The organism is Salinimicrobium profundisediminis (genome assembly GCF_026241755.1).
Lineage (GTDB): Bacteria > Bacteroidota > Bacteroidia > Flavobacteriales > Flavobacteriaceae > Salinimicrobium > Salinimicrobium profundisediminis.
On the sequence record NZ_JAPJDA010000001.1, the window covers coordinates 62,498 to 78,307 of the forward strand.

Genomic DNA, 15,810 nt, shown 5'->3' on the forward strand with positions numbered 1-15,810 from the left:
TTTTGTTACTGAAAAAAAACTTTTAGCATGAGCTATTACGATATAAAAACACGAGCAGAATCATGGTTAAATCCTGAATTTGATAACGAAACCCAACTTCGAATTAAAGAACTCCTTGAAAAAGATCCCGATGAACTAAAGGAAAGCTTTTATAAAGACCTTGAGTTTGGAACAGGAGGAATGCGTGGTATTATGGGTGTTGGCACCAACAGGATCAATAAATACACCCTCGGTAAAAACACCCAGGGACTTTCAAATTACCTTAAAGCACAATTTCCCGAAGAAGATATTAAAGTGGTAATTGCATACGATTGCCGCCAAAACAGTAGGGAACTTGCACAGGTGGTAGCCAATGTCTTTTCGGCAAACGGAATTAAGGTTTTTCTTTTTTCTGAATTACGCCCTACGCCCGAACTTTCTTTTTCTGTAAAATATCTCGATTGCCACTGCGGAATTGTTCTTACCGCATCACACAATCCGCCCGAATATAACGGATATAAAGTTTACTGGCAGGACGGCGGCCAACTGGTGCCACCACAAGACAAAGAGATCGTGGAAGAGATTGCCAGCCTCCAGTATTCCGAAATAAAATTTGAAGCCAATAAAGATCTTATTGAACTTATAGATACCAAAATTGACAAGGCTTTTGTGGAAGCATCTGTCAAAAATGGCAGTTTTGACACCTCACAGGAAGCCAAGGACAATCTCAACATCGTCTTTACTTCTCTTCACGGTACCGCCATAAAGCTCAATCCAAAAGTTTTGGAAGCTGCAGGTTACAAAAATGTTCACATTGTGCAGGAACAGGCCGAGCCAGACGGGACTTTCCCCACTGTTGCATCTCCAAACCCCGAAGAACCTGCAGCCCTAAAAATGGCTTTAGAAAAAGCTAAAGAAATTAATGCCGATATTGTTATAGGTACCGATCCCGATGGCGATCGCCTTGGAGTTGCCGTAAGAAACCTTGATGGTGAAATGGAACTCTTAAACGGAAACCAGACCATGCTGGTCATGACCTGGTTCCTGCTTGAGCAATGGAAGAAGCAGGACAAAATTAAAGGCCGTGAATTTGTAGGTTCAACTATTGTGTCTACGCCTATGATGAGAGTGGTTACCGAAAGTTATGGCGTGCAGTACAAAGAAGGGCTTACCGGCTTTAAATGGATTGCAAAAATGATCAAAGACAACCCCGGTCTCAACTATATAGGAGGCGGCGAAGAGAGCTTTGGGTTTATGGTGGGAGATTTTGTACGCGACAAAGATGCCGCTACCTCTACCCTTCTGGCTTGTGAAATAGCAGCTCAAATGAAAGCTGAGGGAATTTCGTTCTACGAAAAACTACTCGAACTTTACACAGAGTTTGGTTTTTATAAAGAAGAATTGATCTCCCTTGTCAAAAAAGGTATAGACGGCGCCGAGCAAATCAAGAACATGATGGTGAGCCTGCGCGACAATCCGCTGTCTGAGATCAATGGCGAGAAAGTTGTGTTGGTTGAAGATTATGAGAGCTCAAAAGCTTTTCATTATGACCTTACAGACACCAGGATGGAGACGCTTGATGTTCCGAAGTCTAACGTGTTGATATATTACACTGAAAACGGAACTAAAGTAGCTGCCCGTCCTAGTGGAACCGAGCCTAAAATCAAGTTTTATATAAGCGTGAATGCTCAGTTGGATAGTGTAAGCGATTATGAAAAAGTTAAACAAAACCTTTCAGAAAAAATTGCTGCTGTAAAATCAGATTTAAAACTGGCTTAAGCCACCCTACATGAATTACTTTAAGAGAATTATGAGGTTCGCGATCCCCTATAAGAGGTTCGCGATCCTCAACATTATTTGCAACATTTTCTATGCGCTCTTTAGCACCATGTCTTTCCTGGCACTCATTCCTGTTATCCAGATCCTGTTTGACAAGACTAAAAGAGTGGCAGTAGAACCGCGCTGGGCCGGGTTGGGAAGTATAAAAGATTATGTGGTTGATTTATTCAACTATGAAGTAACCCGTCGCGTTAATGAAGATGAAGTCACTGCCCTATTATTTGTCTGCGGAATTGTTGTAATCCTTTTCTTCTTAAAGAACCTTTTTGGATACCTGGCTGCATTCTTCATCACTTTTCTTCGGAATGGGGTGCTGCGCGATGTAAGAAACGCTATTTATGATAAGATCCTGGTGCTACCGGTTTCCTATTTTTCTGAAAAACGAAAAGGTGACACCATTTCCCGAATTACTGCCGATGTGAATGAGGTGCAAACCTCCTTTCTATCAATCTTAGAACTGGTTGTTCGTGAACCCCTCACAATTATCTTTACCATCACGGCCATGCTTATCATGAGCCCTACCCTCACGGTTTTTGTGTTTGTTTTTCTACCTATATCGGGATTTGTAATTTCTGCAATTGGTAAAAAACTTAAAAGCAAATCCAACCAGGCACAAGAGGAGAATGGCTATTTTCTTTCTCTGGTAGAAGAAACCCTGTCCAGCCTCAAAATTGTAAAAGGTTTTAATGCTGAAGAAAAATTCAGGTATAAATTTCACGATTCCACCAACAGGCTTAAAAGGATACTTGACAGCTTGCTAAACCGCCAAAACCTCGCCTCTCCTACCAGTGAGTTCCTGGGGATCTTTGTAATTGTTATCATACTCTGGTTTGGTGGAAATATGGTACTGGTTGAGGGCACCCTTGATGGCGCCACCTTTATAGCCTTTATGGGGCTGGCCTACAACATTCTTACCCCGGCAAAACAAATTAGCAAGGCGAGTTACAGCGTGAAAAAGGGAGACGCCGCGGCGGAAAGGATATTTCAGGTTTTGGATACTGAAACAAATATCAAAGATGCCAAAAATGCCATCGAAAAAAGCCATTTTGAAGAGGTAATAGAGATTGATAATGTTTCCTTTAGGTATGAAGAAGAAAATGTACTGAAAAATTTCAGCATTTCTGTGCCTAAGGGATCTACTGTTGCTCTGGTAGGACAATCGGGAAGCGGAAAGTCTACCATTGCCAACCTGGTCACCCGCTTTTATGACGTAAACGAAGGATCTATCAAGATCGACGGGATTGATATTCGGGAAATGACAAAAAAATCCCTGCGGAATTTAATGGGACTGGTTACTCAGGATTCTATCCTCTTTAATGATACCATTCGTAATAACGTGGGGCTTGGAAAAGACAATGCGACCGATGAAGAGATCATTGATGCCTTAAAGATTGCCAACGCATGGGAATTTGTCAAAGACCTGCCCCAGGCCCTTCAAACCAATATTGGGGACAGCGGTAATAAATTGAGCGGTGGTCAAAAACAACGGCTTTCTATTGCACGTGCAGTATTGAAAAATCCGCCAATCATGATCCTGGACGAAGCCACCTCGGCCCTTGATACCGAAAGCGAAAGACTGGTTCAAAAAGCCCTTGAAAACATGATGAAGAACAGGACTTCTATTGTTATTGCCCACAGGCTTTCAACCATCCAAAATGCCGATCACATTGTGGTGATGCAAAAAGGCCAGATTGTGGAGCAGGGAAAACATGAAGAACTGTTGACCAAAAAAGCTGTTTATCACAAACTGGTAGAGATGCAGTCATTCGAGTAAAAGCTTTTAAGAATATTAAAAAAGGGTTCCAAAAATGGCATTTTTGGAACCCTTTTTTATTTGTAGGATACATTTTAAAACAAAAAAAATGGATGAGTAGGTCATCCATTTTTTAAAATCTCCGCACCACTTGGGGGAATTGTGGTATAACGGTTCTTAAATCGGGGGCAAAAAAGATCACTTTTTCACGATGTGAAGATACTACAAAAAATGATATAAAAAAATATTTTGTGTATTTTATCCTATATTTTGTGTATTTCATCGATATTTCTGTCTTTCCTTATAACTTCAGCCTTTTGTGGTAATTAAGGATTTCCTGCTATCTTTACCGGCTTAAAATTGTGGTGCCTTTTGAGTTCTTCCGAAGAAAAATTAGTTTCCCAACTTCAGGATCCAGAGTCCAGAAATGCGGCGTTTCGGGAGTTACTGCAACTCTACCAGGAACGCCTGTACTGGCAGTGCCGCAATATTGTGAAGAATCACGAAGATGCCGATGATGTTTTGCAAAACACCTTTATAAAGATCTTCAGGAACATTGATAAATTTAAAGGAGACAGCCAGTTATTCTCCTGGATGTACCGCATTGCCACTAATGAGTCCATTACCTTTTTAAACAACAGGGCCAAAAAGCAACAAATAAGTTCTGAAGATCTTCAGCAAAAAATCATTGACAATCTTGAAAACGACGTCTTCTTTGAAGGCGATGAAATTCAGTTAAAGTTACAAAAAGCCATTGCCACCCTTCCGGAGAAACAACAACAGGTTTTTAACATGAAGTACTTCCAGGAATTGAAGTATAAAGAAATTTCTGATATCTTAGGTACTTCCGAAGGTGCTTTAAAGGCTTCATATCACCATGCCACCAAAAAAATTGAAGAATTTTTAAAACAGGGTTAAACCTTTGGGAGAATTTTCAGTCAAATAATTAAATGAAAAAGAACGGGTTACCATATCACAATACATCAGGATTCAAAGTTCCGGAAGGTTATTTCCAGGACTTCGAAGCCCGTATGATGTCTCGCGTGACCGAAGATGAAAAGAGCTTTGGCGACAATCCTTTCAAGGTGCCCAACGATTATTTTGAACATCTTGGCGACAGGGTATTTGAAAAGATTGAAACTCCAAAAGAAGGAAAGGTCATTCCTCTTTTCAACAGGAAGATTTGGTCTTATGTTGCCAGTGTTGCAGCAGTGGTGGCCATTCTTTTTAGCACCGTGATCTTTAACGATAACAGTGAAGTAGGTTTTGAAGACCTCAACATTACTGCCGTTGAAAATTATCTTTTAGAATCGATTGATACAGATAACCCAAACGAGACCGATTTTGCACCTTATGAAATAACTGCTTCGGCAAACCCCAATATTGATAAAGAAGCCCTGTATGAATACCTAAATGAGAATATTGAAGAACCGGCGCTTCTACTTAATGAAAACTAGCATGAAAAATATTTTGTTTATGATCCTCTTCCTTACTGCCGGCTTTTATGCCAAAGCACAGGATAAGGATGGGCACCGCGAGAAGATAAAAGCGCTCAAAACAGCCTATATTACTGAAGGGCTTAATTTAACGGCTCAGGAAGCCCAAAAATTTTGGCCTCTTTACAACGAATATGTTGATAAACGCAGGGACCTGTACCGCCAGGAGAGAGCCGAAGTTGAAAACATTGAGTGCATTACCGAAGACAGGGCAAATGCCAAACTCGACGAGTACGTGTCTCTTGAACGTGAAGATTACCTGTTAAAAAAGAAATATTACAACGATCTCAAACAGATCTTTAGCGCCCGCAGAATTATGCAGCTAAAGAAGGTTGAAGATGAATTTAATCACAAGATGATGCTGGAGTATCGCCAGCGGAAGGATTCAAATAATAAATAGTTTTTTGGTTGGTTAGTTGGAATGATCCGGTTGCCGAAAGGCGCCGGATCATTTGGTTTTACCTGAATTTTAATTTTGCCAGCCTGTTCTTTCCTGCCGCGTAAGCCACGCTGTCATTTAGAAATCTGATAGTGTAAAAACCTTCGGGTGAAAGTTCTTTCCAGCTCTGGCCGGCATCTTTGGAATACGAGATACCTGTAAATCCTACAACCACCATTTCCTTGCCATCACCACCGGGAACGTAACGCACACTACTCTTGTAACCGGGATCCTGGCCATCGGCAATGAGGTTCCAGGTCTTTCCGCCATCTGTAGTCAGGGCCTTATTGGCAGTATTTTCTTCGGGAGCCGTGTAATCTCCTCCAATGATCACGCCTTGTTGTTCATCATAAAAATCCATAGCGTAGCCGCCCTGGGTGCTTTTTCCCTGCACCAGTGGCGTATCGAAGACTTCCCAGGTTTTTCCTTTATTGGGTGTGAAGTAAACTCTTGATCTGGCTCCTCCCGAAAGTATCCAGGCCTTCTCCCCTTCTACCGCAATGTTTGCATTGCTCGCTGCAAAGGCCGCTTCACCTTCGGCTGCTTCAGGGAGTTGATCGCAGGGAAGTTTATTCCAGCTCTTCCCGCCATCGCGGGTAATTATAACTGAAAGACAATCCTCCACCGGATCTCCCATCGCTATACCTTCTTTATCGTTCCAAAAGGTCATGGCATCATAAAAGACTTTTCCACCTTCTTCCTTATACACCAGTTCCATTTGTCCGCTGTCGCCAGTTTTGTACAAAAGCGCCGGATTTGCAACGCTTAGCATAAAAAAATCTTCGGAAGTCCCTGCCACAGCCCTAAATTCGGGAGCAATGGAATCATACTGTTGTCGGCTTACCCGCACCTCATCTTTAGCCGAATTGTAAATACCATAAGCCCCGTTTGATCCCGCAAAGGCCAAATCTTGTCCCATGACCTCAATAGCCCTGATGCTGATGGAATCCTCAAGCAGCAAGTCAATCTCAACTTCAGTAAAAGCTTGCCGCTCTCTGGTCACAACTTCCTGCTGTTGTTCATTTTTAGGATCTGATTTACAACCGATTATTAATATAAATAGAAGAAAAACTATACGCTTCATAACCTGAATTTGAAGGTAAAGATAGATTTTTCCGAAGTTTAAAAAGCTTACCTTTGCGCCTTTAAATAAAATTTATGCGCTTATACAGAAATTTGGTCTTTGCTACCGTTGATGCTCTTGGTGAAATATTTAATGAAGGAGCTTATGCCGATAAGGTGATCGAAAAAACACTAAAACGCGATAAACGTTGGGGTGCCCGGGACCGAAGCTTTATTGCTGAAACTACATACGACATTGTTCGCTGGAAGAGACTTTACTCAGAAATTGCTGAAGTTAAAGCTCCATATTCCAGGGAAAATCTTTTCAGGTTATTCGCTGTTTGGGCCACCTTGAGAGGTATTGAAATTCCGACTGACTGGAAGCAGATAGAACCTGTTCCTACCCGCCGTATCAAAGGGAAATTCGACGAATTAAGTAAGATCAGGAAATACAGGGAATCTGTGCCCGACTGGCTGGATGAAATGGGCGTGCAAGAGCTGGGAGAAGAAACCTGGGAAAAGGAAATCCATGCCTTGAATGAGCAGGCTCCCGTGATTCTTAGAGTTAACACGTTAAAGACCACAAAAGAAAAACTGCAACAGGAGCTTCAAAAAGAGGAAATTGAAACCGAATTTTTAGAAGGCTATCCCGATGCCCTGCAACTCAAAGAAAGAAAGAACGTGTTTAGGACAGAAGCCTTCAAAAATGGCTTTTTTGAGGTCCAGGATGCTTCTTCCCAACTGGTTGCCCGTTTTCTTGGTGTAGAACCGGGAATGCGTGTGGTTGATACCTGTGCCGGTGCCGGCGGAAAGTCTTTGCACCTCGCAGCCTTGATGGAAAATAAAGGCCAGTTGATCGCTACAGATATTTACGCCAACAAACTGAAGGAACTAAAGCGCCGTGCCCGCCGGGCAGGAGCTCACAACATTGAGCCGCGGGTGATCGACTCTTCAAAAGTGGTGAAAAAGCTCTACGGAAGTGCAGATCGTGTTCTTATAGACGCACCTTGTAGCGGCCTGGGCGTTTTAAGCCGAAATCCTGATGCAAAATGGAAGCTGCAACCGGAATTCATTGAGACCATCAAACAAACCCAGGAAGAAATCCTGAAGCAGTATTCAAAAATGGTAAAAGGCGGCGGTAAAATGGTATACGCCACCTGTTCTGTTTTACCTTCAGAAAATGAAGCGCAGGTAAAGAAATTTTTAGCTTCCGAAGAAGGAAAGGATTTCAGTCTTGCCAAAGATCAGAAGATCTTATCGAGCGAAACCGGATTTGACGGCTTCTACATGGCACTTCTGGAAAAGAAAAAATAATTCAGACCCCATTAATATTCCTATTATCCTGCATTTTATTAAACGAAATGCAGGATTTTTTATTTAAACTGTTTCCAAAATGCCGAAAAGTTGGGGAATTTTACCATTACTTAATATAATGAACGGGAAATAAACTTTAATTTTGCGACAATCGAAAACCAATAACATTTAAAAAACTAAGATGAAAAAATCATTTTATTTACCTTTTTTAAGCATTCTTTTTCTGATTGGCTGTAGTTCTGATGATGATGTGAACTCTCCTGTAGATCCAGATCCAGATCCAATAGAAGAAACTCCTTACTACGAAGTTCCTGATGCTCTTGCAGATTACTATGAAGCAATAGACTTTTCAGAAGAAAACGAGGAGCTTTATGATGATCTTGCGGCCCTTACCATTGCCAAACACAGCAACATGCTCGATTATACCGACAGGCATGATTACCTGTATAAGGCAGATGAAGACCCAGCCAAGCCAGACAATGTTGTTCTTATTTATACCGGTGAAAGCAGGTATTGGGAAGAATATCTATCTGGAGGAAATAATTATGAGCCGCAAACTTTTAACACTGAGCACGTATATCCACAATCTTTAGTAGATAATACAGCAAAAGGAGACCTACACCACCTTCGTGCAGCAGATGTGCAGGTAAACCAAACAAGAGGAAATTACCCTTTTACAGATGGGGAAGGATCTTATAAGTTGGTAGACGGGAATAAATTCTTTCCTGGTGATGAATGGCGAGGTGATGTTGCCCGAATGATCATGTACATGAACCTGCGTTACGATGAGCCTTTTAACGAAATAGGTGGCCTGGAGCTTTTCCTTGAATGGAATGCCGAAGATCCTGTTTCTGCCTTAGAACTTCAACGTAATGAGGTTATTTATGATGCACAGGGCAATAGGAACCCGTTTATTGATAACCCGCATCTTGCAACAAGATTATGGGGAGGTGACGAAGCTCAAAACCGCTGGAACGGAGAACCTGTAGAGGAAGACAATGAAGCTCCTTCTGCCCCGCAGGCATTGACTGTTTCAGAAATTGGTTATGAAACCCTTGATCTAAGCTGGGAAGCAGCTACAGATAATATTGGTGTGGTTAAATATAATATTATGTTGGATGGAGAAAGCGTAACCAGTACGTCTTCGACTTCTATTACACTTGCAGATCTAACTCCCGGAACTATTTACTCCATCACTGTTGCCGCAGTAGATACCGCCGGAAATGTTTCCGAAGAAAGTGACGCAGTAGAAGCTACGACCAATGAAGATACAGAAGCACCTACCACTCCTGCCAATCTTGCTGTTGGTACTGTAACATCTAATAGTGTAAGCCTTAGCTGGGACGCTTCAACAGACAATGTGGAAGTAAAGGAGTACGATCTTTTTCTAGATGGAGAATATAATGCCACTACCACAAACACCGAATTTACTATTGCAGGATTAGAGGCTGAAACTCAATATTCTTTCACAGTACTTGCAAGAGATATCTACGACAATGAATCTGCACAAAGCGCAGCCGTAGAAGCTACGACTACAGAAGAAACCGGAAATGGAGGTGGAACTTCTGCCGAACTTTTCTTTTCTGAATATGTTGAAGGAGGCGGAGTTAATAAAGCTGTAGAAATTGCCAATATCACAGGCGAAGAGGTTGACCTTTCTGCATATTCAATTCAGAAGCAGGTGAACGGAAATGGAGAATGGAGCGATGCATACGCTCTTGAAGGAACTTTAGCCAGCGGAGATGTATTTGTGATTAGCAATGGTGGTGCAGATATCCAGGCAATCATTGATGCCTCTGATGTTTCGTTAAACGGAGCGCCAGTGGATTTTAACGGAGATGATCCCGTTGGGTTATTTAAAGATGGCGTTCTTATAGATATGATTGGTGTTGACGGGGACGTTGATTTTGGAAAAGATGTTACCCTAAGAAGAAAATCGACCGTGACCGCACCAAACACAACCTACACAGAAGATGAGTGGGAAGTTCTTGCCAAAGATACTGTTGACGGATTAGGAACTTACTAGGTTTAAATTTAAACCAGTTGGAAAAGCCACGAATTCAAAATTGAATTCGTGGCTTTTCATTTTCCACACAATCGATATCTTCTAAAAAAATGTAAATTTGCTTCCTAACAAACAACACAAAACCCACAGAATGATCTTATTCTTCGGAAATCGTCCAAACAAGGTCTATGCGGTTGAAACGCATAAGGCACTTTCGGCCGAACACATCGCTAAGTTAGACTGGCTTTTTGGAAACGCACAATATTTAGAAAAATCTGCCCTGGCAGATTTTTTTGTTGGCCCCCGTGCCGCCATGATCACCCCCTGGAGCACCAATGCGGTAGAGATCACGCAAAACATGGGCATTGAAGGCATTCGCAGGATTGAAGAATTCTACAAAGTTGACGAGCATTATCACGATTTTGACCCCATGCTTTCTCAAAAGTACCAGGGGCTTGATCAGGATATATTTACCATCAACATAGAACCTGAGCCTGTAAAGGAAGTAGATAACATTTCTGCCTACAACCAAAAAGAAGGTTTGGCACTCAATGATGAAGAGGTAGAATACCTGGATAAACTTTCAGAAAGGATCGGGAGAAAACTTACCGATTCTGAAGTCTTCGGATTTTCACAGGTAAACTCCGAACACTGTCGTCACAAGATCTTCAACGGAGTTTTTGAGATAGACGGTAAAGAAAAACCTGTTTCGCTCTTTAAGCTCATCAGGAAAACTTCCGAAGAAAACCCGAACGATATAGTTTCGGCTTATAAAGATAACGTGGCTTTTGTAAAAGGGCCAAGAGTGGAGCAGTTCGCCCCACAGTCGGCAGACAAACCCGACTTTTACAGGAAAAAAGATTTTGATTCGGTAATTTCCTTAAAAGCCGAAACTCACAATTTCCCAACCACGGTTGAACCTTTTAACGGGGCTGCAACCGGTAGCGGCGGGGAGATTCGCGACAGGCTGGCCGGCGGAAAAGGTTCTCTTCCGCTCGCAGGAACTGCCGTTTATATGACCTCTTACTCAAGGCTGGAAGAAAACCGGCCCTGGGAAGACGCTTTCCCGGCAAGGCCATGGCTTTATCAAACGCCAATGGACATCCTGATCAAAGCTTCTAACGGGGCTTCAGATTTCGGAAATAAATTCGGGCAGCCTCTAATTGCAGGTTCGGTGTTCACTTTTGAGCATTCAGAAGATAGAAGGGCACTGGGTTATGACAAAGTAATTATGATGGCCGGCGGAATTGGCTACGGCAAAGCAGAACAGGCAATTAAAGGAGCACCAAAAGAAGGCGATCAAATCGTGGTTCTTGGAGGCGAGAATTACCGCATTGGTATGGGTGGTGCCGCAGTATCTTCGGCAGATACCGGGGAATTCAGCAGTGGTATTGAGCTTAATGCCATCCAGCGTTCCAATCCCGAAATGCAAAAACGTGCTGCAAACACTATTCGTGCGATGGTGGAAGCAGATGAGAACCCAATTGTTTCCATTCACGACCATGGGGCCGGCGGGCACCTCAACTGCCTTAGTGAACTTGTGGAAGACACTGGTGGAAAAATCGATCTTGATAAACTTCCGGTGGGAGATCCTACCCTTTCAGCAAAAGAGATCATTGGCAATGAATCTCAGGAGCGAATGGGATTAATTATTTCAGATAAAGACCTGCAGCACATGCAGAAGATCGCCGAAAGAGAACGAACGCCACTTTACGCCGTGGGTCATGTAACCAATGACAGACAATTCACTTTTGAGAGCAAGACAAAGGGCGACAAGCCGATGGATCTTGCCCTTGCAGATATGTTTGGCAGTTCTCCAAAAATGGTGATGAAAGATAAAACCATTGAAAGAAAATATGCCGAAGTTGAATACAACCCGCAAAACTTCCAGAAATATCTGGAGCAGGTGCTGCAGCTTGAGGCTGTTGGTTCAAAAGACTGGCTTACCAACAAGGTAGACCGTTGCGTAACCGGAAGGGTTGCAAAACAACAAACTGCGGGTCCCTTACAGTTACCACTTAACAACTGCGGGGTGATGGCACTTGATTATAAAGGTAAGGAAGGCGTGGCAACTTCAATTGGCCACTCCCCTGTTTCGGCGTTGATCGATCCTGTTGCCGGGTCGCGCAACTCTATTGCCGAAGCGCTTACCAATATTGTATGGGCACCTCTTGAAAAAGGCTTAAAATCGGTCTCTTTGTCGGCTAACTGGATGTGGCCGTGTAACAACGAAGGGGAAGATGCAAGGCTTTATGAAGCGGTGCAGGGAGTATCAGATTTTGCGATTTCCCTCGGAATAAATGTTCCTACCGGAAAGGATTCCCTATCTATGAAACAGCGTTATGAAGACGGAAACGTTCTGGCGCCGGGTACGGTGATCATTTCGGCTGCGGGGCATTGCGATGAGATCACAAAAGTAGTGGAGCCTGTGTTGCAAAAAGACGGCGGAGCTATTTACTACATCAATTTTTCACAGGATGAATTTAAATTGGGAGGTTCTTCTTTTGGCCAGATCCTGAATAAAGTTGGGGCCGAGGCACCTACGATTAAAGACGATAAACATTTTGCTGCCGCATTTAATGCTGTGCAGGAGTTGATAAGGAAAGATTTGATTCTGGCGGGTCACGATGTGGCTTCGGGCGGATTGATCACCACCCTTCTCGAAATGTGCTTTGCAGATGTTGATCTTGCAGCAGAATTTAACCTCACTAAACTTGGGGAAAAAGACAGCGTAAAAATGCTATTTTCGGAGAACTCGGGAATTGTGTTTCAGGCAAAAGATGCTTCCGTAGAAGCCATTTTAAAGGAAAAAGGGGTAGCATTCTTTAAGATTGGAAAAGCTACTGAAGGTAAGACCCTAAAGATCAAAAACGGAGATCAAAACCTGAAGTTTGATGTTCCGAAGCTACGCGATACCTGGAGCCGCACTTCGTTCCTGCTAGATGAGAGGCAAAGCGGAATAGACAACGCTACCGAACGTTACAAGAATTACGCAAAACAGCCGCTGCACTTCAAATTCCCGGAAGGTTTTAGTGGAAAATTACCTCTCGACTCCGCTCGAGGTGACAACCAACGAATTAAAGCAGCGATCATTAGAGAGAAAGGCTCAAATTCTGAAAGGGAAATGGCCTATGCCATGGATCTTGCCGGCTTTGATGTGAAGGATGTTCACATGACCGACCTGATCTCAGGTCGCGAAACCCTGGAGGATATACAATTTATTGCTGCAGTAGGCGGATTCTCAAATTCAGATGTTTTGGGAAGTGCCAAAGGCTGGGCCGGCGCTTTTTTATACAATGAAAAAGCAAAAGCAGCTTTAGATAATTTCTTTGCAAGAGAAAACACGCTTTCCCTGGGCGTTTGTAACGGTTGCCAGCTGTTCATGGAACTTGGTTTGTTACATCCAGACCACAAGGAGAAACCAAAAATGCTGCACAACGAATCTCATAAATTCGAATGTAACTTCACCTCTATGGAAATTGCTGAAAATGATTCGGTGATGATGCACTCTTTATCGGGTAGCAGACTCGGAATATGGGCGGCCCATGGAGAAGGAAAATTCAGTTTCCCGTATGAAGTGGAAAGGTATAAGATCATTGGAAAGTACGGCTATGAAACTTATCCGTCTAACCCTAATGGTTCCCACTACAACACCGCGATGATTGTGAGTGACAATGGTCGTCATTTAGCCATGATGCCGCACCTTGAACGCTCTACCTTCCCATGGAACTGGGCACATTACCCAAAAGACAGGCAGGATGAAGTAAGTCCCTGGATAGAAGCTTTTGTCAATGCCAGGAAATGGCTTGAAAAGCAGGAGAATTAAATGAAAAAGGTCCGGAGTTTCTTCCGGACCTTTTCTTTTTTATCTTTGATTACAAATCTTAGTTGTTGATTGGATACTCTTCAAAAATGGCATTTACGAGATCCCTTATTCCCTGAATATTGCTTTGGCTGCTCAGGCTCTCTGATGCCACACCTTTCCAGACTGTATTTTTTTGTTTCGCGGTCTACAAGGTTAATAACCACGGTACCTTCTTCATAGGCATACGTATCGGTATCGTAGCCAACAATATTATTGTATCCGGCATATCCACCGTAGTAATAGTTATTGTAAAGCGGGTTTATTGTTCTCACGCCGGTGGTGTAAGGGTAAGTGGCATAAACAGCGTCTGTGGTGGTTTCTATTTCAGTATCTGTTTCGGTACTTATAAGAACAAGTAAATCGGGATCCTGGCGATCAAGGTTGTATCCTGCTTCCCTCATGTTCATATTTACCGCTTCAATTACAGCCCTGCTCACATCTTCAGAATCCATTGGAAGGTTTTGGGCACTAACGTTAGAATTGGGTAAATAGGCAAAAGAGTCATAATTACCGAGATCTTTTGAGGTGGTTTTTTGCGTTGCCACTCTTGGGCCACACCCCAGAATAAATGCTCCTATAAATAAGAAAACAATAAGATTGAGTTTTTTCATAGCTGTTGATTTTTGTTTTTTACTTCTTTCTTTTAAATTTAAACATTTAATATCCTGTATATTAATCATTTAACTGAATTAATACATTTTTAACCCGCTTGTAGGATTTTTTCTTCGGAAAATCACAAATCAGGCGCAGGCATTTCACCTTTCTATAACAGAATTTCGGCTGATGATTCTTAACTTAAGAGGAAAAACCTAAGGATGAATAATACAGATAAAGACGAGCCGTATTTTGGGCGCGGGAATCCTGCCATGCAACTGGAAGTTGTAAAAGCAATGGGCAGCTACGTCTATGATGCAAACGGAAAGAAATATGTGGATTTTCTGGGAGGCGCCGGAGTCGGAAATCTTGGCTGGGGCATTGAAGAAATAGAGGAAGCCATTCGGAAGAAAGACCGGCCGGCTTATGTTTATCCTAATTTTCACTACAAGCCATGGAATGAACTGGCCGAACTCCTGGCTGAACTGGCACCCGGAAAACTTCAGAAAGCCTACAGGATGACAGGAGGATCGGAAGCTGTAGACGCTGCTCTGGAAATGGCCACCATGTACACCGGCAGAAAAAAGATCCTCTCCGTTGAAGGCAGCTACCACGGGAATACGATGGGCGCTTTAAGCATAGGCGCTACAAAAAAGCGAAAATCTTTTCCGAATCTTTTAGAAGGATGTGAAAAACTGGAACTGCCGCTAAACAGGGAAAAACTGGACCGGGTGAAAAAACTGCTTTCAACAAAAGATTTTTCGGCAGTCATTATGGAACCCGTCATCATCAACCTCGGCGTAGTAATTCCCGAAGCTGAATTCATGAAAGGCCTTGATAAAATTTGTAAAGAAACAAGCACTTTACTGATCATGGATGAAGCCATTACAGGTTTTGGAAGAACCGGAAAAATGTTTGCTTCTGAACACTTCGATATTGAACCCGACATCTTGTGCATGGCTAAAGCCATTACTGCCGGACATGCCGGAATGGGCGCAGTAATGACCACCCTGGCAATTGATGAAAAAATCGGTGGAGAAATCGGGTTATATTCTTCTTATGAGTGGCATCCAATTTCGGTAGATGCGTCCCTGGCTGCGCTACACTACCTTCAGAAGGACCAAAAAAGACTTTTCCAGAATATAGAACAGCTCGCAGAAACCTTCAAAAAGGGCATTCCCGAAGTAAATTTCAGAAAAAAACCGGAAGTGCGAATTAAAGGCGCTGCTATTGGTGTAGAGGTTCACGAGGAAGATTATGCTTTAAATATCAAACAAAAAGCCCTGGAGAAAGGCCTCTTAATGAACACTGAGGGATCTTCCCTCCTGTTTCTGCCAAATTTTCAAATGACGCAGAAAACCGCCCTTGAAGGTCTCGATTTATTAAAATCATGCGCCTAAATAAGAGATTTTGTAAATTTTATTTGAAATAGATGCTTCTTTTGCTATTTTGCACAGACTATTG

The 15,810-nt window shown here is 42.7% G+C and carries 10 protein-coding genes and 2 pseudogenes; 10 read left to right on the plus strand and 2 right to left on the minus strand.

Going from position 1 to position 15,810, the window contains the following annotated elements:
- The first annotated feature begins 27 nt into the window (after window positions 1-27).
- The 5 genes from OQ279_RS00320 to OQ279_RS00340 all read left to right on the plus strand — a co-directional run bounded on the left by OQ279_RS00320 (window position 28) and on the right by OQ279_RS00340 (window position 5,467).
- Window positions 28-1,758 (plus strand): phospho-sugar mutase, encoded by a 1,731-nt coding sequence (locus tag OQ279_RS00320; RefSeq protein WP_266067756.1) that lies wholly within the window; start codon window positions 28-30, stop codon window positions 1,756-1,758.
- A gap of 10 nt (window positions 1,759-1,768) precedes the next feature.
- Window positions 1,769-3,592 (plus strand): ABC transporter ATP-binding protein, encoded by a 1,824-nt coding sequence (locus OQ279_RS00325; protein ID WP_266067757.1) that lies wholly within the window; start codon window positions 1,769-1,771, stop codon window positions 3,590-3,592.
- Window positions 3,593-3,943: 351 nt separating this feature from the next.
- Window positions 3,944-4,489, plus strand: a complete 546-nt coding sequence (locus OQ279_RS00330; RefSeq protein ID WP_266067758.1) for an RNA polymerase sigma factor — start codon at window positions 3,944-3,946, stop codon at window positions 4,487-4,489.
- Between the two features lie 32 nt (window positions 4,490-4,521).
- Window positions 4,522-5,028: a hypothetical protein gene (locus OQ279_RS00335; RefSeq protein ID WP_266067759.1), complete on the plus strand. Its 507-nt coding sequence runs from the start codon at window positions 4,522-4,524 to the stop codon at window positions 5,026-5,028.
- A gap of 1 nt (window position 5,029) precedes the next feature.
- Window positions 5,030-5,467 carry a hypothetical protein gene (locus tag OQ279_RS00340; RefSeq protein WP_266067760.1) on the plus strand — a complete coding sequence of 146 codons (438 nt, stop codon included), beginning with the start codon at window positions 5,030-5,032 and terminating at the stop codon, window positions 5,465-5,467.
- A 58-nt stretch (window positions 5,468-5,525) separates the two neighbouring features.
- Here the strand turns inward: OQ279_RS00340 and OQ279_RS00345 are convergent, their stop codons facing one another.
- A complete protein-coding gene (locus OQ279_RS00345) occupies window positions 5,526-6,590 on the minus strand; it encodes a WD40/YVTN/BNR-like repeat-containing protein (RefSeq protein ID WP_266067761.1) in 1,065 nt (354 codons plus the stop codon).
- 74 nt (window positions 6,591-6,664) lie between these two features.
- Here OQ279_RS00345 and OQ279_RS00350 point away from each other — a divergent pair, with 74 nt between their 5' ends.
- From OQ279_RS00350 to purL, 4 genes and pseudogenes are all read left to right on the plus strand, one after another.
- Window positions 6,665-7,882, plus strand: coding sequence for an RsmB/NOP family class I SAM-dependent RNA methyltransferase (locus OQ279_RS00350; RefSeq protein WP_266067762.1), 1,218 nt, complete (start codon window positions 6,665-6,667; stop codon window positions 7,880-7,882).
- Window positions 7,883-8,063: 181 nt separating this feature from the next.
- Window positions 8,064-8,834 (plus strand): annotated as a pseudogene (locus OQ279_RS00355) (endonuclease I family protein); the annotation flags it as partial.
- A gap of 69 nt (window positions 8,835-8,903) precedes the next feature.
- Window positions 8,904-9,908: pseudogene (locus OQ279_RS00360) on the plus strand (fibronectin type III domain-containing protein); the annotation flags it as partial.
- Between the two features lie 130 nt (window positions 9,909-10,038).
- Complete coding sequence (gene purL, locus OQ279_RS00365; protein WP_266067763.1) at window positions 10,039-13,713, plus strand: phosphoribosylformylglycinamidine synthase; 3,675 nt, start codon at window positions 10,039-10,041, stop codon at window positions 13,711-13,713.
- 80 nt (window positions 13,714-13,793) lie between these two features.
- Here the strand turns inward: purL and OQ279_RS00370 are convergent, their stop codons facing one another.
- The gene (locus OQ279_RS00370; protein WP_266067764.1) at window positions 13,794-14,363 is read right to left on the minus strand and encodes a DUF4136 domain-containing protein; all 570 of its coding nucleotides are present in this window, start codon (window positions 14,361-14,363) and stop codon (window positions 13,794-13,796) included.
- Between the two features lie 204 nt (window positions 14,364-14,567).
- Between OQ279_RS00370 and OQ279_RS00375 the strand changes: the two genes are divergently transcribed.
- A complete protein-coding gene (locus tag OQ279_RS00375; RefSeq protein WP_266067765.1) occupies window positions 14,568-15,746 on the plus strand; it encodes a class-III pyridoxal-phosphate-dependent aminotransferase in 1,179 nt (392 codons plus the stop codon).
- The last annotated feature ends 64 nt before the right edge of the window (window positions 15,747-15,810 follow it).